Source organism: Escherichia albertii NBRC 107761 = DSM 17582 (assembly GCF_000759775.1).
GTDB lineage: Bacteria > Pseudomonadota > Gammaproteobacteria > Enterobacterales > Enterobacteriaceae > Escherichia > Escherichia albertii.
The window spans coordinates 11758-30723 of the sequence record NZ_BBMY01000050.1 but is presented as its reverse complement, the minus strand read 5'-3'; the positions used below and the strand labels follow the sequence as shown (position 1 = coordinate 30723).

Sequence of the window (18966 nt, the reverse complement as noted above, 5' to 3'; positions counted from 1 at the left end):
GCCGATAACATTTGACGCAATGCGCAATAAAAGGGCATCATTTGATGCCCTTTTTGCACGCTTTCGTACCAGAACTTGGCTCATCAGTGATTTTCTTTGTCATAATCATTGCTGAGACAGGCTCTGTTGAGGGCGTATAATCCGAAAAGCTAATACGCGTTTCGATTTGGTTTGCCTCGCGATCGCGGGGTGAAAATGTTTGTAGAATACTTCTGACAGGTTGGTTTATGAGTGCGAATACCGAAGCTCAAGGAAGCGGGCGCGGCCTGGAAGCGATGAAGTGGGTCGTTGTGGTTGCGTTGCTCCTGGTGGCAATTGTAGGCAACTACCTTTATCGCGACATTATGTTGCCGTTGCGTGCGCTGGCCGTAGTAATTCTTATTGCTGCAGCGGGCGGTGTCGCGCTGTTAACGACAAAAGGTAAAGCAACCGTTGCTTTTGCCCGTGAAGCGCGTACCGAAGTCCGTAAGGTCATTTGGCCGACTCGCCAGGAAACATTGCACACCACGCTGATTGTGGCTGCGGTTACCGCAGTAATGTCACTGATCCTGTGGGGACTGGATGGTATTCTGGTTCGCCTGGTATCCTTTATCACTGGCCTGAGGTTCTGAGATGTCTGAAGCTCCTAAAAAGCGCTGGTACGTCGTTCAGGCGTTTTCCGGTTTTGAAGGCCGCGTAGCGACTTCGCTGCGTGAGCATATCAAATTACACAACATGGAAGAGTTGTTTGGTGAAGTCATGGTTCCAACCGAAGAAGTGGTTGAAATCCGTGGCGGTCAGCGCCGCAAAAGCGAGCGCAAATTCTTCCCGGGCTACGTCCTCGTTCAGATGGTGATGAATGACGCGAGCTGGCATTTGGTGCGCAGCGTACCGCGTGTGATGGGCTTCATCGGCGGTACTTCCGATCGTCCTGCGCCAATCAGCGATAAAGAGGTCGATGCGATTATGAACCGCCTACAGCAGGTTGGTGACAAGCCTCGTCCGAAAACGTTGTTTGAACCGGGTGAAATGGTTCGTGTTAATGATGGTCCATTCGCTGACTTCAACGGTGTTGTTGAAGAGGTGGATTACGAGAAGTCTCGCCTGAAAGTGTCTGTTTCTATCTTCGGTCGTGCGACCCCGGTAGAGCTGGACTTCAGCCAGGTTGAAAAAGCCTAACTCAATGATCAAAAAAGCGGCGATTTAATCGTTGCACAAGGCGCGAGATTGGAATACAATTTCGCGCCTTTTGTTTTTATGGGCATTGCCCGTAAAACGATTTTTTATATCACGGGGAGCCTCTCAGAGGCGCTATTACCCAACTTGAGGAATTTATAATGGCTAAGAAAGTACAAGCCTATGTCAAGCTGCAGGTTGCAGCTGGTATGGCTAACCCGAGCCCGCCAGTAGGTCCGGCTCTGGGTCAGCAGGGCGTAAACATCATGGAATTCTGCAAAGCGTTCAACGCAAAAACGGATTCCATCGAAAAAGGTCTGCCGATCCCGGTAGTTATCACTGTTTACGCTGACCGTTCTTTCACTTTCGTTACCAAGACTCCGCCGGCAGCAGTTCTGCTGAAAAAAGCGGCTGGTATCAAGTCTGGTTCCGGTAAGCCGAACAAAGACAAAGTGGGTAAAATTTCCCGCGCTCAGCTGCAGGAAATCGCGCAGACCAAAGCTGCCGACATGACTGGTGCCGACATTGAAGCGATGACTCGCTCCATCGAAGGTACTGCACGTTCCATGGGCCTGGTAGTGGAGGACTAAGAAATGGCTAAACTGACCAAGCGCATGCGTGTTATCCGCGAGAAAGTTGATGCGACCAAACAGTACGACATCAACGAAGCTATCGCTCTGCTGAAAGAGCTGGCGACTGCTAAATTCGTAGAAAGCGTGGACGTTGCTGTTAACCTCGGCATCGACGCTCGTAAATCTGACCAGAACGTACGTGGCGCAACTGTACTGCCGCACGGTACTGGCCGTTCCGTTCGCGTAGCCGTATTTACTCAGGGTGCAAACGCTGAAGCTGCTAAAGCTGCAGGCGCTGAACTGGTAGGTATGGAAGATCTGGCTGACCAGATCAAGAAAGGCGAAATGAACTTTGACGTTGTTATTGCTTCCCCGGATGCAATGCGCGTTGTTGGCCAGCTGGGCCAGGTTCTGGGTCCGCGCGGCCTGATGCCAAACCCGAAAGTGGGTACTGTAACGCCGAACGTTGCTGAAGCGGTTAAAAACGCTAAAGCTGGCCAGATCCGTTACCGTAACGACAAAAACGGCATCATCCACACCACCATCGGTAAAGTGGACTTTGACGCTGACAAACTGAAAGAAAACCTGGAAGCTCTGCTGGTTGCGCTGAAAAAAGCAAAACCGACTCAGGCGAAAGGCGTGTACATCAAGAAAGTTAGCATCTCCACCACCATGGGTGCAGGTGTTGCAGTTGACCAGGCTGGCCTGAGCGCATCTGCAAACTAATGCCTTTACGTGGGCGGTGATTTTGTCTACAATCTTACCCCCCACGTATGCTGCTTAAAGCAGGTTTATATCCGCGATATTCGAGGGGCGGCAAGGCCGTTACAAACTGAATAGCGACGGGTAGAAAAGATTTGTTCGTTGGAGTCTGGCCTATCCAGACCTCCGTCGAAGACCGCAGGTGTTTCGTAAGAGACTTAATACCCTGCGTAGACGGTGACAGAACGCTAAGATTATTCTTTTATATTCTGGCTTGTTTCTGCTCACCGTATTAAAGATGCTCTCTCCATTTGGAGGAGTGAAGTGAGTTCCAGAGATTTTCTCTGGCAAACATCCAGGAGCAAAGCTAATGGCTTTAAATCTTCAAGACAAACAAGCGATTGTTGCTGAAGTCAGCGAAGTAGCCAAAGGCGCGCTGTCTGCAGTAGTTGCGGATTCCCGTGGCGTAACTGTAGATAAAATGACTGAACTGCGTAAAGCAGGTCGCGAAGCTGGCGTATACATGCGTGTTGTTCGTAACACCCTGCTGCGTCGTGCTGTTGAAGGTACTCCGTTCGAGTGCCTGAAAGACGCGTTTGTTGGTCCGACCCTGATTGCATACTCTATGGAACACCCGGGCGCTGCTGCTCGTCTGTTCAAAGAGTTCGCGAAAGCGAATGCAAAATTTGAGGTCAAAGCCGCTGCCTTTGAAGGTGAGCTGATCCCGGCGTCTCAGATCGACCGCCTGGCAACTCTGCCGACCTACGAAGAAGCAATTGCACGCCTGATGGCAACCATGAAAGAAGCTTCGGCTGGCAAACTGGTTCGTACTCTGGCTGCTGTACGCGATGCGAAAGAAGCTGCGTAATCGCAGTTATCTTTTTAACGCATTCGCTTACGTATAAACTTATTCTGATATTCAGGAACAATTTAAATGTCTATCACTAAAGATCAAATCATTGAAGCAGTTGCAGCTATGTCTGTAATGGACGTTGTAGAACTGATCTCTGCAATGGAAGAAAAATTCGGTGTTTCCGCTGCTGCTGCTGTAGCTGTAGCTGCTGGCCCGGCTGCTGAAGCTGCTGAAGAAAAAACTGAATTCGACGTAATTCTGAAAGCTGCTGGCGCTAACAAAGTTGCTGTTATCAAAGCAGTACGTGGCGCAACTGGCCTGGGTCTGAAAGAAGCTAAAGACCTGGTAGAATCTGCTCCGGCTGCTCTGAAAGAAGGCGTGAGCAAAGATGACGCTGAAGCACTGAAAAAAGCTCTGGAAGAAGCTGGCGCTGAAGTTGAAGTTAAATAAGCCAACCCTTCCGGTTGCAGCCTGAGAAATCAGGCTGATGGCTGGTGACTTTTTAGTCACCAGCCTTTTTGCGCTGTAAGGCGCCAGTAGCGTTTCACACTGTTTGACTACTGCTGTGCCTTTCAATGCTTGTTTCTATCGACGACTTAATATACTGCGACAGAACGTCCGTTCTGTGTAAATCGCAATGAAATGGTTTAAGCGTGATAGCAACAGGCATTGCGGAAAGTGTTCCATTTTCCGGTCAACAAAATAGTGTTGCACAAACTGTCCCCCGCAGGACAGATGGGTCGACTTGTCAGCGAGCTGAGGAACCCTATGGTTTACTCCTATACCGAGAAAAAACGTATTCGTAAGGATTTTGGTAAACGTCCACAAGTTCTGGATGTACCTTATCTCCTTTCTATCCAGCTTGACTCGTTTCAGAAGTTCATCGAGCAAGATCCTGAAGGGCAGTATGGTCTGGAAGCTGCTTTCCGTTCCGTGTTCCCGATTCAGAGCTACAGCGGTAATTCCGAGCTGCAATACGTCAGCTACCGCCTTGGCGAACCGGTGTTTGACGTCCAGGAATGTCAAATCCGTGGCGTGACCTATTCCGCACCGCTGCGCGTTAAACTGCGTCTGGTGATCTATGAGCGCGAAGCGCCGGAAGGCACAGTAAAAGACATTAAAGAACAAGAAGTCTACATGGGCGAAATTCCGCTCATGACTGACAACGGTACCTTTGTTATCAACGGTACTGAGCGTGTTATTGTTTCCCAGTTGCACCGTAGTCCGGGCGTCTTCTTTGACTCCGACAAAGGTAAAACCCACTCTTCGGGTAAAGTGCTGTATAACGCGCGCATCATTCCTTACCGTGGTTCCTGGCTGGACTTCGAATTCGATCCGAAGGACAACCTGTTCGTACGTATCGACCGTCGCCGTAAACTGCCTGCGACCATCATTCTGCGTGCCCTGAACTACACCACTGAACAGATCCTCGACCTGTTCTTTGAAAAAGTTATTTTTGAAATCCGCGACAACAAGCTGCAGATGGAACTGGTGCCGGAACGCCTGCGTGGTGAAACCGCATCTTTCGACATCGAAGCTAACGGTAAAGTGTACGTAGAAAAAGGCCGCCGTATTACTGCGCGCCACATTCGCCAGCTGGAAAAAGACGACGTCAAACTGATCGAAGTTCCGGTTGAGTACATCGCGGGTAAAGTGGTTGCTAAAGACTACATTGATGAGTCTACCGGCGAGCTGATCTGTGCTGCGAACATGGAGCTGAGCCTGGATCTGCTGGCTAAGCTGAGCCAGTCTGGTCACAAGCGTATCGAAACGCTGTTCACCAACGATCTGGATCACGGCCCATATATCTCTGAAACCTTACGTGTCGACCCAACTAATGACCGTCTGAGCGCACTGGTAGAAATCTACCGTATGATGCGCCCTGGCGAGCCGCCGACTCGTGAAGCTGCCGAAAGCCTGTTCGAGAACCTGTTCTTCTCTGAAGACCGCTATGACCTGTCTGCGGTTGGTCGCATGAAGTTCAACCGTTCTCTGCTGCGCGAAGAAATCGAAGGTTCCGGTATCCTGAGCAAAGACGACATCATTGATGTTATGAAAAAGCTCATCGATATCCGTAACGGTAAAGGCGAAGTCGATGATATCGACCACCTCGGCAACCGTCGTATCCGTTCCGTTGGCGAAATGGCGGAGAACCAGTTCCGCGTTGGCCTGGTACGTGTAGAGCGTGCGGTGAAAGAGCGTCTGTCTCTGGGCGATCTGGATACCCTGATGCCTCAGGACATGATCAACGCCAAACCGATTTCTGCAGCAGTGAAAGAGTTCTTCGGTTCCAGCCAGCTGTCTCAGTTTATGGACCAGAACAACCCACTGTCTGAGATTACGCACAAACGTCGTATCTCCGCACTCGGCCCTGGCGGTCTGACTCGTGAACGCGCGGGCTTCGAAGTTCGAGACGTACACCCGACTCACTACGGTCGCGTATGTCCTATCGAAACGCCTGAAGGTCCGAACATCGGTCTGATCAACTCTCTGTCCGTGTACGCACAGACTAACGAATACGGCTTCCTCGAGACTCCGTATCGTAAAGTGACCGATGGTGTGGTAACCGACGAAATTCACTACCTGTCTGCTATCGAAGAAGGCAACTACGTTATTGCCCAGGCGAACTCCAACTTGGATGAAGAAGGCCGCTTCGTTGAGGACCTGGTAACTTGCCGTAGCAAAGGCGAATCCAGCTTGTTCAGCCGCGACCAGGTTGACTACATGGACGTATCCACCCAACAGGTGGTATCCGTCGGTGCGTCCCTGATCCCGTTCCTTGAACACGATGACGCCAACCGTGCATTGATGGGTGCGAACATGCAACGTCAGGCCGTTCCGACTCTGCGTGCTGATAAGCCGCTGGTTGGTACGGGTATGGAACGTGCTGTTGCCGTTGACTCCGGTGTAACTGCGGTGGCTAAACGTGGTGGTGTCGTTCAGTACGTGGATGCTTCCCGTATCGTTATCAAAGTTAACGAAGACGAAATGTATCCGGGCGAAGCAGGTATCGACATCTACAACCTGACCAAATACACCCGTTCTAACCAGAACACCTGTATCAACCAGATGCCGTGTGTGTCTCTGGGTGAACCAGTAGAACGTGGCGACGTGCTGGCAGATGGTCCGTCCACCGACCTCGGTGAACTGGCGCTCGGTCAGAACATGCGCGTAGCGTTCATGCCGTGGAATGGTTACAACTTCGAAGACTCCATCCTCGTCTCTGAGCGTGTGGTTCAGGAAGACCGTTTCACCACCATCCACATTCAGGAACTGGCGTGTGTGTCCCGTGACACCAAGCTGGGGCCGGAAGAGATCACCGCTGACATCCCGAACGTGGGTGAAGCTGCGCTCTCCAAACTGGATGAATCCGGTATCGTTTACATTGGTGCTGAAGTAACTGGTGGCGACATCCTGGTGGGTAAGGTAACGCCGAAAGGTGAAACCCAGCTGACCCCAGAAGAAAAACTGCTGCGTGCGATCTTCGGTGAGAAAGCGTCTGACGTTAAAGACTCTTCTCTGCGCGTACCAAACGGTGTATCCGGTACGGTTATCGACGTTCAGGTCTTTACTCGCGATGGCGTAGAAAAAGACAAGCGTGCGCTGGAAATCGAAGAAATGCAGCTCAAACAGGCGAAGAAAGACCTGTCTGAAGAACTGCAGATCCTCGAAGCGGGTCTGTTCAGCCGTATCCGTGCAGTACTGGTAGCCGGTGGCGTTGAAGCTGAGAAGCTCGACAAACTGCCGCGCGATCGCTGGCTTGAACTGGGCCTGACCGACGAAGAGAAACAAAATCAGCTGGAACAACTGGCTGAGCAGTATGACGAACTGAAACACGAGTTCGAGAAGAAACTCGAAGCGAAACGCCGCAAAATCACCCAGGGCGACGATCTGGCACCGGGCGTGCTGAAGATTGTTAAGGTCTATCTGGCGGTTAAACGTCGTATCCAGCCTGGTGACAAGATGGCAGGTCGTCACGGTAACAAGGGTGTAATTTCTAAGATCAACCCGATCGAAGATATGCCTTACGATGAAAACGGTACGCCGGTAGACATCGTACTGAACCCGCTGGGCGTACCGTCTCGTATGAACATCGGTCAGATTCTGGAAACCCACCTGGGTATGGCTGCGAAAGGTATTGGCGACAAGATCAACGCCATGCTGAAACAGCAGCAAGAAGTCGCGAAACTGCGCGAATTCATCCAGCGTGCGTACGATCTGGGCGCTGACGTTCGTCAGAAAGTTGACCTGAGTACCTTCAGCGATGAAGAAGTTATGCGTCTGGCTGAAAACCTGCGCAAAGGTATGCCAATCGCAACGCCGGTCTTCGACGGTGCGAAAGAAGCAGAAATTAAAGAACTGCTGAAACTGGGCGACCTGCCGACTTCTGGTCAGATCACTCTGTATGACGGCCGCACAGGTGAACAGTTCGAACGTCCGGTAACCGTAGGTTACATGTACATGCTGAAACTGAACCACCTGGTCGACGACAAAATGCACGCGCGTTCTACCGGTTCTTACAGCCTGGTTACTCAGCAACCGCTGGGTGGTAAGGCGCAGTTCGGTGGTCAGCGTTTCGGGGAGATGGAAGTGTGGGCGCTGGAAGCCTATGGCGCGGCATACACCCTGCAGGAAATGCTCACAGTTAAGTCTGATGACGTGAACGGTCGTACCAAGATGTATAAAAACATCGTGGACGGCAACCATCAGATGGAGCCGGGCATGCCAGAATCCTTCAACGTATTGTTGAAAGAGATTCGTTCGCTGGGTATCAACATCGAACTGGAAGACGAGTAATTCTCGCTCAAACAGGTCGCTGCTGTCGGGATAATTCCCGGCAGCGGATTGTGCTAACTCCGACGGGAGCAAATCCGTGAAAGATTTATTAAAGTTTCTGAAAGCGCAGACTAAAACCGAAGAGTTTGATGCGATCAAAATTGCTCTGGCTTCGCCAGACATGATCCGTTCATGGTCTTTCGGTGAAGTTAAAAAGCCGGAAACCATCAACTACCGTACGTTCAAACCAGAACGTGACGGCCTTTTCTGCGCCCGTATCTTTGGGCCGGTAAAAGATTACGAGTGCCTGTGCGGTAAGTACAAGCGCCTGAAACACCGTGGCGTTATCTGTGAGAAGTGCGGCGTTGAAGTGACCCAGACCAAAGTACGTCGTGAGCGTATGGGCCACATCGAACTGGCTTCCCCGACTGCGCACATCTGGTTCCTGAAATCGCTGCCGTCCCGTATCGGCCTGCTGCTCGATATGCCGCTGCGCGATATCGAACGCGTACTGTACTTTGAATCCTATGTGGTTATCGAAGGCGGTATGACCAACCTGGAGCGTCAGCAGATCCTGACTGAAGAGCAGTATCTGGACGCGCTGGAAGAGTTCGGTGATGAATTCGACGCAAAAATGGGGGCGGAAGCAATCCAGGCCCTGCTGAAGAGCATGGATCTGGAGCAAGAGTGCGAACAGCTGCGTGAAGAGCTGAACGAAACCAACTCCGAGACCAAGCGTAAAAAGCTGACCAAGCGTATCAAGCTGCTGGAAGCGTTCGTTCAGTCTGGCAACAAACCAGAGTGGATGATCCTGACCGTTCTGCCGGTACTGCCGCCAGATCTGCGTCCGCTGGTTCCGCTGGATGGTGGTCGTTTCGCGACTTCTGACCTGAACGATCTGTATCGTCGCGTCATTAACCGTAACAACCGTCTGAAACGTCTGCTGGATCTGGCTGCGCCGGACATCATCGTACGTAACGAAAAACGTATGCTGCAGGAAGCGGTAGACGCCCTGCTGGATAACGGTCGTCGCGGTCGTGCAATCACCGGTTCTAACAAGCGTCCTCTGAAATCTTTGGCCGATATGATCAAAGGTAAACAGGGTCGTTTCCGTCAGAACCTGCTCGGTAAGCGTGTTGACTACTCCGGTCGTTCTGTAATCACCGTAGGTCCATACCTGCGTCTGCATCAGTGCGGTCTGCCGAAGAAAATGGCACTGGAACTGTTCAAACCGTTCATCTACGGCAAGCTGGAACTGCGTGGTCTTGCTACCACCATTAAAGCTGCGAAGAAAATGGTTGAGCGCGAAGAAGCTGTCGTTTGGGATATCCTGGACGAAGTTATCCGCGAACACCCGGTACTGCTGAACCGTGCACCGACTCTGCACCGTCTGGGTATCCAGGCATTTGAACCGGTACTGATCGAAGGTAAAGCTATCCAGCTGCACCCGCTGGTTTGTGCGGCATATAACGCCGACTTCGACGGTGACCAGATGGCTGTTCACGTACCGCTGACGCTGGAAGCCCAGCTCGAAGCGCGTGCGCTGATGATGTCTACCAACAACATCCTGTCCCCGGCGAACGGCGAACCAATCATCGTTCCGTCTCAGGACGTTGTACTGGGTCTGTACTACATGACCCGTGACTGTGTTAACGCCAAAGGCGAAGGCATGGTGCTGACTGGCCCGAAAGAAGCAGAACGCCTGTATCGCTCCGGTCTGGCTTCTCTGCATGCGCGCGTTAAAGTGCGTATCACTGAGTATGAAAAAGATGCTAACGGTGAATTAGTCGCGAAAACCAGCCTGAAAGACACGACTGTTGGTCGTGCCATTCTGTGGATGATTGTACCGAAAGGTCTGCCTTACTCCATCGTCAACCAGGCGCTGGGTAAAAAAGCAATCTCCAAAATGCTGAACACCTGCTACCGCATTCTCGGTCTGAAACCGACCGTTATTTTTGCGGACCAGATCATGTATACCGGCTTTGCCTATGCAGCGCGTTCTGGTGCATCTGTTGGTATTGATGACATGGTCATCCCGGAGAAGAAACACGAAATCATCTCCGAGGCAGAAGCAGAAGTTGCTGAAATTCAGGAGCAGTTCCAGTCTGGTCTGGTAACTGCGGGCGAACGCTACAACAAAGTTATCGATATCTGGGCTGCGGCGAACGATCGTGTATCCAAAGCGATGATGGATAACCTGCAAACTGAAACCGTTATCAACCGTGACGGTCAGGAAGAGAAACAGGTTTCCTTCAACAGCATCTACATGATGGCCGACTCCGGTGCGCGTGGTTCTGCGGCACAGATTCGTCAGCTTGCTGGTATGCGTGGTCTGATGGCGAAGCCGGATGGCTCCATCATCGAAACGCCAATCACCGCGAACTTCCGTGAAGGTCTGAACGTACTCCAGTACTTCATCTCTACCCACGGTGCTCGTAAAGGTCTGGCGGATACCGCACTGAAAACAGCAAACTCTGGTTACCTGACCCGTCGTCTGGTTGACGTAGCGCAGGACCTGGTGGTTACCGAAGACGATTGTGGTACCCATGAAGGTATCCTGATGACTCCGGTTATCGAGGGTGGCGATGTTAAAGAGCCGCTGCGCGATCGCGTACTGGGTCGTGTCACTGCAGAAGACGTTCTGAAGCCGGGTACTGCCGACATTCTTGTTCCGCGCAACACGCTGCTGCACGAACAGTGGTGTGACCTGCTGGAAGAGAACTCTGTCGACGCGGTTAAAGTTCGTTCCGTTGTATCCTGTGACACCGACTTTGGTGTATGTGCGCACTGCTATGGTCGTGACCTGGCGCGTGGTCACCTCATCAACAAAGGTGAAGCTATCGGCGTTATCGCGGCACAGTCCATCGGTGAACCGGGTACACAGCTGACCATGCGTACGTTCCACATCGGTGGTGCGGCATCTCGTGCGGCTGCTGAATCCAGTATTCAGGTGAAAAACAAAGGTAGCATCAAGCTCAGCAACGTGAAGTCGGTTGTGAACTCCAGCGGTAAACTGGTTATCACTTCCCGTAACACTGAACTGAAATTGATCGACGAATTCGGTCGTACCAAAGAAAGCTACAAAGTACCTTACGGTGCGGTACTGGCGAAAGGCGATGGCGAACAGGTTGCTGGCGGCGAAACCGTTGCAAACTGGGACCCGCACACCATGCCGGTTATCACCGAAGTAAGCGGTTTTGTTCGCTTTACTGACATGATCGACGGTCAGACCATTACGCGTCAGACCGATGAACTGACCGGTCTGTCTTCGCTGGTGGTTCTGGATTCTGCAGAACGTACCGCAGGTGGTAAAGATCTGCGTCCGGCGCTGAAAATCGTTGATGCTCAGGGTAACGACGTTCTGATCCCAGGGACTGACATGCCTGCGCAGTACTTCCTGCCGGGTAAAGCGATTGTTCAACTGGAAGATGGCGTACAGATAAGCTCCGGTGACACCCTGGCGCGTATTCCGCAGGAATCCGGCGGTACCAAGGATATCACCGGTGGTCTGCCGCGCGTTGCGGATCTGTTCGAAGCGCGTCGTCCGAAAGAGCCGGCAATCCTGGCTGAAGTCAGCGGCGTTGTTTCCTTCGGTAAAGAAACCAAAGGCAAACGTCGTCTGGTTATCACCCCGGTAGATGGCAGCGAACCGTACGAAGAGATGATTCCGAAATGGCGTCAGCTCAACGTGTTCGAAGGTGAACGTGTAGAACGTGGTGACGTAATTTCCGACGGTCCAGAAGCGCCGCATGACATTCTGCGTCTGCGTGGCGTTCATGCTGTGACTCGTTACATCGTTAACGAAGTTCAGGACGTATACCGTCTGCAGGGCGTTAAGATTAACGATAAGCACATCGAAGTTATCGTTCGTCAGATGCTGCGTAAAGCGACTATCGTTAATGCGGGTAGCTCCGACTTCCTGGAAGGCGAACAGGTTGAATACTCTCGCGTCAAGATCGCTAACCGCGAACTGGAAGCGAACGGCAAAGTGGGGGCAACTTACTCCCGCGATCTGCTGGGTATCACCAAAGCGTCTCTGGCAACCGAGTCCTTCATCTCCGCGGCATCGTTCCAGGAGACCACTCGCGTGCTGACCGAAGCAGCCGTTGCGGGCAAACGCGACGAACTGCGTGGTCTGAAAGAGAACGTTATCGTGGGTCGTCTGATCCCGGCAGGTACCGGTTACGCGTACCACCAGGATCGTATGCGTCGCCGTGCTGCAGGTGAAGCTCCGGCTGCACCGCAGGTGACTGCAGAAGACGCATCTGCCAGCCTGGCAGAACTGCTGAACGCAGGTCTGGGCGGTTCTGATAACGAGTAATCGTTAATCCGCAAATAACTTAAAAACCCGCTTCGGCGGGTTTTTTTATGGGTGTAGTTCAGGGAAAGACCATTTGTCAGAATATTTAAGGAATTTCTGAATACTCATAATCAATGTAGAGATGACTAATATCCTGAAACTGACTGAACTAATTGAGTCAAGCTCGGCAAGAATTCGATACTATTCCTGTGTAACTTTCTTAAGGAACGAGAATGAAACAGGAAGTGGAGAAGTGGCGACCTTTTGGACATCCGGATGGTGATATTCGTGATTTATCATTTCTTGATGCTCATCAGGCTGTCTACGTTCAGCATCATGAGGGCAAAGAGCCTTCAGAGTATCACTTTTGGGTTACCTACTCTCTTCACTGCTTCACAAAAGATTATGAACATCAGACGAACGAAGAAAAACAATCGTTAATATACCACGCGCCTAAAGAATCTCGTCCCTTCTGCCAGCACCGTTATAACTTAGCGCGCATACACTTAAAAAGAACCATTTTGGCGCTGCCAGAAAGCAACGTTATTCATGCCGGGTATGGTAGCTATGCCGTGATTGAAGTGGGTTTAAACGGAGGAGACAAGGCATTTTACTTTGTTGCGTTCAGGGCTTTCAGGGAAAAGAAAAAACTCCGTTTGCATGTAACTAGCGCTTATCCCATTTCTGAAAAACAGAAAGGTAAATCAGTGAAATTTTTCACCATTGCCTACAACTTATTGAGAAATAAGCAGCTTCCCCAGCCCTCAAAATAACAAAACCCACCTTAAGGTGGGTTTCGCCAGAGAATTATCTCTGGTATTCAGAACGCCATTACCGGACTTTGCCTTGACCTTGCGATAATCGCAGGTTGCGGGATGTCTGAATTTCTTCAGTCTGCTGCATCCTGGAAGATGAGAACATGTGTTCTTATTTTCGTCTCTATCATAGTTGAGTATTTACTCTATTACAATCAGATCTCTTTCATTGCTCAACAGGCGATGGCTTCAGACTTTGCATTACGGAATTTTTTAAGAAAGGCAGGGCGAAACGAGGAAGAAGCTTTTCGCCCTGGACAACATTCCTGTTGACGGCACTACCATAAAAAAACACAACGCTTTCAACAACCTTGCGTTTTTCATCTTCCGTAGCGGCTCGGAATAAATTTATGTTGTTACATTCCGTCTCATAGCTTTTGCGAGGCGCGTCCCAGATAACTGTCCCAGTCTTTCCATACCGGCTGTAAACCCTGAGCGGTTAACGCGGCAGCAACCGCTTCCGGCCTGCGATCGTCGTGCGGTGAGAACTGTTCCAGCTCGAGGTGATTGTCGGCATAGCCACCTGGTTGCGTTTTCGAAAAAGCGCTGACGTTATTAATTGCCAGCGGAATCACGCGATCGCGAAACCACGGTGATTCCCGCGTGGAGAGTGACAGTTCAATCTCCGGCGCAAGCAGCCGGAAGGCGCAGATGGTTTGCACTAACTGGCGTTCATCCATAATCGACGCTGGCTCAATGCCGCCAGTACACGGGCGCAGGCGCGGGAAGGAGACAGAGTAACGGCTTTGCCAGTAATGCCGTTGCAGCCATAGCAAATGTTCGGCAACCATATAGCAGTCAACTCGCCAGCTGTCGGAAAGGCCGATTAGCGCGCCGAGGCCTATCTTATCAATCCCCGCACGCCCTAGCCGATCCGGCGTTTCCAGCCGCCAGAAGAAGTCCTGTTTTTTACCTTTCAGATGATGATGGGCATAAGTCGCCTCATGATATGTCTCCTGATAAACCATTACTCCATCGAGGCCAAGCTGTTTTAACTCGGCATATTCCGCCTCCGCCAGCGGTTGCACTTCCATCTGTAGTGAAGAGAACTGCTCACGCAGAGCAGGAAGATGACGACGAAAGTAATCCATCCCCACTTTCGCCTGATGTTCACCGGTGACCAGCAACAAATGTTCAAAGCCCATCTCCCGGATAGCGGCGCTTTCTCTGGCGATATCCGCTTCATCCAGCGTTTTGCGCTTGATGCGGTTGCCCATGGAAAATCCACAATAGGTGCAGTCGTTAGCGCAAAGATTAGAAAGATAGAGCGGGACGTAGAAGCTGACGATATTGCCAAATCGCTGGCGAGTCAGACGCTGCGCTCGCTGGGCCAGGGGTTCCAGATAGTCACTGGCGGCAGGCGATAACAGCGCCATCATATCGTCGCGGGTGAGTTGCGGGGCATTTAGCGCTCGCTCTACGTCAGCAGCCGTTTTGCTGTTGATACGCAGGTGGATGTCGTCCCAGTCCAGTTGTCGCCAGCGATCGCTGAAGGTTTTCATGTCGATGCCTCCAGAAATCCGGTCAGTGGGCTGGTGGCATGAGCAAAATGACTGCGGCTGCCCGGTCCGGCCTGACGTGCCAGCAAGCCTGCTTCTACCGCCAGACGAAATGCCTTCGCCATGTTGACGGGATCGTCCGCGACGGCAATCGCCGTATTCACTAACACCGCATCGGCCCCCATTTCCAGCGCCTGCGCGGCATGGCTGGGAACGCCGATGCCAGCATCAACGACCACCGGAATCGTGGCTTGCTGGATAATAATCTCCAGCATGGCGCGGGTTTCCAGCCCCTGATTAGAGCCAATTGGTGCGCCGAGCGGCATCACCGCTGCACAGCCCACTTCTTCCAGATGTTTGCACAACACCGGATCGGCACCGCAGTAAGGCAGCACGACAAATCCCTGTTGCACCAGCGTTTCGGCGGCTTTCAGGGTTTCGATGGGATCGGGCAACAGCCAGCGGGCATCAGGGTGAATCTCTAATTTTAGCCAGTTTGTGCCTAACGCTTCACGTGCCAGATGGGCGGCGAAGATCGCTTCCTCTGCCGTTTTCGCACCAGAGGTGTTAGGGAGCAGCGTTACACCCGCCGCGATAAGTGGGGTGAGGATATCGTCGTTGTGCTGGCGCAAGTTGACGCGTTTCATTGCCAGCGTCACCAGTTGACTGCCGGAAGCGCGAATAGACTCCACCATCAGTTGTGAAGAGGCGAATTTCCCGGTGCCGGTAAACAGATGTGAATCAAACGTTTTGTCCGCAATACGTAACATCTCAACCCCCTGCAATAACCTGAAAAAGCAGGATTTGGTCGCCATCCTGCACGATATGTTGCGCCCACTGTTCGCGCGGGATGATTTGCTGATTAATCGCCAGCGCCGCACCCGCTTGTTGTTGATTGAGTTGCGCCAGCAGCTCGTGAACGGTTTGCCCGGCGGCGCATTGCATCGGTTGATCGTTAAACAGGATCTGCATTGCATCCTCCACATACCGGGCAACCATTGGCGCGGCGCAACGCCAGGCTGCGCCACTGGCTCGACTTACCGTCGAACAGTCGGAGTTCTCCCGCAGGCGTCTCTATACCGCTTAATAACTTAATTGCTTCCAGTGCCTGCAACGTGCCCATAACCCCGACCACCGGGCCAACCACGCCAGCCGTGCGGCAGTTGCGTTCAGGTTCCTGGTTATCTGGCCACAGACAGCGGTAACAACCGTGCTCCCAGGGCGGCGTCAGCACCATCAACTGACCGCCAAATCCGACCGCGCTGGCGGTGATAAGAGGTGTGTTGAGTACCACGCAGGCGGCATTAATCTCCTGGCGAGTCGCCATATTGTCGGTACAGTCGAGCACCACATCGGCTTGTGCAACCGCATCTTTTAACGCCTCACCTGTTAATCGTTGTTGCAATGCCGTCAGTTGAATGTCGGGATTCAACTGTGTCAGTCGCTGTTGGCTGACCTGCGATTTCGGGCTGTTGATATCTTCAGTGGTAAAGAGGATTTGTCGTTGTAGATTGCTTAAATGCACATCGTCGTCATCTGCCAGTATCAGCGTCCCGACGCCTGCGCCCGCCAGATACAGCGCAGCAGGAGTACCCAATCCGCCAAGACCAATAATCAGCACCTGGCTATCGAGCAGTTTTTGCTGCCCGTCAAGAGCGATGTCGTCGAGCAGGATTTGGCGGCTGTAACGCATAAAGTCACGGTCATTCATCACCAACTCCTGCAATTTCCAGCAACTGTTTTGTTACCAGGCGCCAGTCTGCGGCCTGAGTAATTGCACTAACGACGGCAATGCTACCGACACCCGTCGCCATCACCGCAGGCGCGCGCGCTAGGCTGATACCGCCAATCGCCACGGTGGGATAATCCGCCAGACGCTCAATGTGCCGTGCCAGTTGTTCCAACCCCTGTGGTGCGGAAGGCATCTGCTTGGTTTGTGTCGGGAACACATGTCCCAGCGCGATATAAGAAGGGCGTGCTGCCAGCGCGACGTCGATCTCCATATCGTCATGGGTCGAAACGCCCAGTCGCAGACCTGCCGCGCGGATGGCGCTGAGATCGGTGGCTTGCAAATCTTCCTGCCCCAAATGGACGCCATACGCCTGATGCTTGATTGCCAGCCGCCAGTAATCGTTGATAAACAATCGCGCGTTATAGCGGCGGCCCAGCGCAATTGCCGCCACGACATCGGCTTCCACCTCTTCATCGCGTCGATCTTTGATGCGTAGCTGGAGAGTACGTACGCCTGCATCCAGCAGACGTTCGATCCACTGTACGCTGTCCACCACCGGGTACAGTCCTAAACGAAAGGGCACAGGAGGAAAATCAGGCTGATACATCACGCTTCCTCCTTACGCAGGTAGATTTCTCCGCCTCTGGCGCGGAAGTTCTCCGACATATCCGCCATTCCCGCTTCAATGGTTTGTGCGGCAACGTAATCGCGCACTTCCTGACTGATTTTCATCGAGCAGAATTTCGGCCCACACATGGAGCAAAAATGGGCGACCTTGCCGGACTCTTGCGGCAGAGTTTCATCGTGATAAGCGCGGGCGGTAAACGGGTCGAGAGCCAGATTAAACTGGTCTTCCCAGCGAAATTCGAAGCGGGCTTTCGACATCGCGTTATCGCGAATTTGCGCGCCCGGATGCCCTTTTGCCAGGTCGGCAGCGTGGGCGGCAATCTTGTAGGTGATAAGACCTTGCTTAACGTCTTCTTTATTGGGCAGACCCAGGTGCTCTTTTGGCGTTACGTAGCAGAGCATCGCACAGCCAAACCAGCCAATCATCGCCGCACCAATCCCCGACGTGAAGTGGTCATAACCTGGCGCAATATCGGTGGTCAGCGGCCCGAGAGTGTAAAATGGCGCTTCGTGGCAGTGCTCTAACTCCTCGGTCATATTGCGGCGAATCATCTGCATCGGCACATGCCCGGGGCCTTCAATCATCACCTGTACGTCATATTCCCAGGCGATTTTGGTCAGTTCGCCCAGCGTATGCAGCTCGGCAAACTGCGCTTCATCGTTGGCGTCCTGAACAGAACCGGGGCGCAGGCCGTCACCCAGCGACAGCGAAACATCATAAGCGGCACAGATTTCACAAATTTCGCGGAAGTGTTGATAGAGGAAATTTTCCTGATGATGGGAGAGACACCATTTCGCCATAATCGAACCGCCGCGAGAGACGATGCCGGTCAGGCGTTTCGCGGTCATCGGTACGTAGCGCAGCAGTACCCCCGCATGGATAGTGAAGTAATCCACACCTTGCTCGGCCTGTTCCAGCAGCGTGTCACGGAAGACTTCCCAGGTAAGATCTTCAGCGATCCCGTTCACTTTCTCCAGCGCCTGGTAGATCGGCACAGTGCCGATCGGCACCGGGCTGTTACGCAAAATCCACTCGCGGGTTTCGTGAATATAGCGACCGGTGGAAAGATCCATCACGGTATCTGCTCCCCAGCGCGTGGACCATACCAGCTTTTCCACTTCTTCTTCGATGGAAGAGGTGACCGCCGAGTTGCCGATATTGGCGTTAACTTTTACCAGGAAATTGCGACCAATAATCATCGGTTCTGATTCAGGATGATTAATGTTGGCGGGGATAATCGCGCGTCCGGCAGCGACCTCATCACGGACGAATTCCGCGGTGATATTTTCCGGCAAGCGTGCGCCAAAACTCATTCCCGGATGCTGGTGGCGTAAAACTTCGCTACGTATGCGCTCGCGGCCCATATTCTCGCGGATGGCGATGAACTCCATCTCCGGCGTGATGATACCCTGGCGGGCATAGTGCAGTTGTGTGACGCGGCGCCCTGCTTTAGCGCGTTTTGGCGTTAATACGCCGCTAAAACGCAGCTCGTCGAGGCCATCATCTGCCAGCCGCGCTTTAGTGTAATCGGAACTGCGCACGGTAAGTTCTTCGGTATCGCCGCGTGCATCGATCCACGGCTGGCGCAGTTTTGCCAGCCCTTGCTGCACGTTAATGGCGATCAGTGGGTCGCCATACGGGCCGGAGGTGTCATAGACCGGAATCGCTTCGTTTTCTTGTTCTTTGCTACCGCCGATTAGCGTCGGGCTAAGCTGGATCTCACGCATTGGCACGCGAACGCCGGGGTGTGTGCCGGTGATGTAAATGCGTTTTGAGTTCGGAAAGGCGGTGCCCTCCAGAGTATCGATAAAATGTTGGGCCTGGGCGCGTTGTTCGCGGCGGGTCAGTTTTGTTGCAGACATAGCTCATTCCAAAAGTTAAGGACGTGGCTTGTCAGACGACGGATGAAGCAAGAGACGATCGCCGCAAAGGCG

Annotated in this window: 15 protein-coding genes; 9 read left to right on the top strand and 6 right to left on the bottom strand. The window is 52.6% G+C overall.

Features of this window, described 5'->3' with window-relative positions:
- The first annotated feature begins 227 nt into the window (after positions 1 to 227).
- From secE to yjaZ, 9 genes are all read left to right on the top strand, one after another.
- On the top strand, positions 228 to 611 hold the full coding sequence (gene secE, locus EA14781_RS11015; protein WP_001275702.1) for a preprotein translocase subunit SecE: 384 nt from the start codon (positions 228 to 230) through the stop codon (positions 609 to 611).
- Between the two features lies 1 nt (position 612).
- A complete protein-coding gene (nusG, locus tag EA14781_RS11010; RefSeq protein WP_001287521.1) occupies positions 613 to 1158 on the top strand; it encodes a transcription termination/antitermination protein NusG in 546 nt (181 codons plus the stop codon).
- Between the two features lie 158 nt (positions 1159 to 1316).
- Complete coding sequence (gene rplK / locus EA14781_RS11005; RefSeq protein WP_001085926.1) at positions 1317 to 1745, top strand: 50S ribosomal protein L11; 429 nt, start codon at positions 1317 to 1319, stop codon at positions 1743 to 1745.
- A 3-nt stretch (positions 1746 to 1748) separates the two neighbouring features.
- Positions 1749 to 2453 carry a 50S ribosomal protein L1 gene (gene rplA, locus EA14781_RS11000; RefSeq protein WP_001096679.1) on the top strand — a complete coding sequence of 235 codons (705 nt, stop codon included), beginning with the start codon at positions 1749 to 1751 and terminating at the stop codon, positions 2451 to 2453.
- 346 nt (positions 2454 to 2799) lie between these two features.
- Positions 2800 to 3297: a 50S ribosomal protein L10 gene (gene rplJ, locus EA14781_RS10995; protein ID WP_001207201.1), complete on the top strand. Its 498-nt coding sequence runs from the start codon at positions 2800 to 2802 to the stop codon at positions 3295 to 3297.
- Between the two features lie 66 nt (positions 3298 to 3363).
- On the top strand, positions 3364 to 3732 hold the full coding sequence (rplL, locus tag EA14781_RS10990) for a 50S ribosomal protein L7/L12 (RefSeq protein ID WP_000028876.1): 369 nt from the start codon (positions 3364 to 3366) through the stop codon (positions 3730 to 3732).
- A 318-nt stretch (positions 3733 to 4050) separates the two neighbouring features.
- Entirely contained in the window at positions 4051 to 8079 is a 4029-nt protein-coding gene (gene rpoB, locus EA14781_RS10985) for a DNA-directed RNA polymerase subunit beta (protein WP_002460546.1), read from the top strand.
- 76 nt (positions 8080 to 8155) lie between these two features.
- Positions 8156 to 12379 (top strand): DNA-directed RNA polymerase subunit beta', encoded by a 4224-nt coding sequence (gene rpoC, locus EA14781_RS10980; RefSeq protein WP_000653939.1) that lies wholly within the window; start codon positions 8156 to 8158, stop codon positions 12377 to 12379.
- Positions 12380 to 12591: 212 nt separating this feature from the next.
- Positions 12592 to 13131, top strand: coding sequence for a stationary phase growth adaptation protein YjaZ (gene yjaZ / locus EA14781_RS10975; RefSeq protein WP_024164681.1), 540 nt, complete (start codon positions 12592 to 12594; stop codon positions 13129 to 13131).
- A gap of 410 nt (positions 13132 to 13541) precedes the next feature.
- On the opposite strand, the gene thiH is transcribed toward yjaZ, so the two are convergent.
- The 6 genes from thiH to thiC are packed head-to-tail and all read right to left on the bottom strand — an operon-like array spanning position 13542 to position 18894.
- Positions 13542 to 14675 (bottom strand): 2-iminoacetate synthase ThiH, encoded by a 1134-nt coding sequence (gene thiH / locus EA14781_RS10970; protein WP_000847427.1) that lies wholly within the window; start codon positions 14673 to 14675, stop codon positions 13542 to 13544.
- Entirely contained in the window at positions 14672 to 15442 is a 771-nt protein-coding gene (gene thiG, locus EA14781_RS10965; protein ID WP_000944118.1) for a thiazole synthase, read from the bottom strand. Before thiG ends, thiH begins: the two co-directional genes overlap by 4 nt.
- A gap of 1 nt (position 15443) precedes the next feature.
- Positions 15444 to 15644: a sulfur carrier protein ThiS gene (gene thiS, locus EA14781_RS10960; protein ID WP_001166227.1), complete on the bottom strand. Its 201-nt coding sequence runs from the start codon at positions 15642 to 15644 to the stop codon at positions 15444 to 15446.
- On the bottom strand, positions 15628 to 16383 hold the full coding sequence (thiF, locus tag EA14781_RS10955) for a thiazole biosynthesis adenylyltransferase ThiF (protein WP_000999723.1): 756 nt from the start codon (positions 16381 to 16383) through the stop codon (positions 15628 to 15630). Before thiF ends, thiS begins: the two co-directional genes overlap by 17 nt.
- A complete protein-coding gene (gene thiE / locus EA14781_RS10950) occupies positions 16376 to 17011 on the bottom strand; it encodes a thiamine phosphate synthase (protein WP_000284605.1) in 636 nt (211 codons plus the stop codon). The genes thiF and thiE overlap by 8 nt, the downstream gene beginning before the upstream one ends.
- On the bottom strand, positions 17011 to 18894 hold the full coding sequence (thiC, locus tag EA14781_RS10945; protein WP_001276889.1) for a phosphomethylpyrimidine synthase ThiC: 1884 nt from the start codon (positions 18892 to 18894) through the stop codon (positions 17011 to 17013). The genes thiE and thiC overlap by 1 nt, the downstream gene beginning before the upstream one ends.
- Positions 18895 to 18966: the final 72 nt, after the last annotated feature.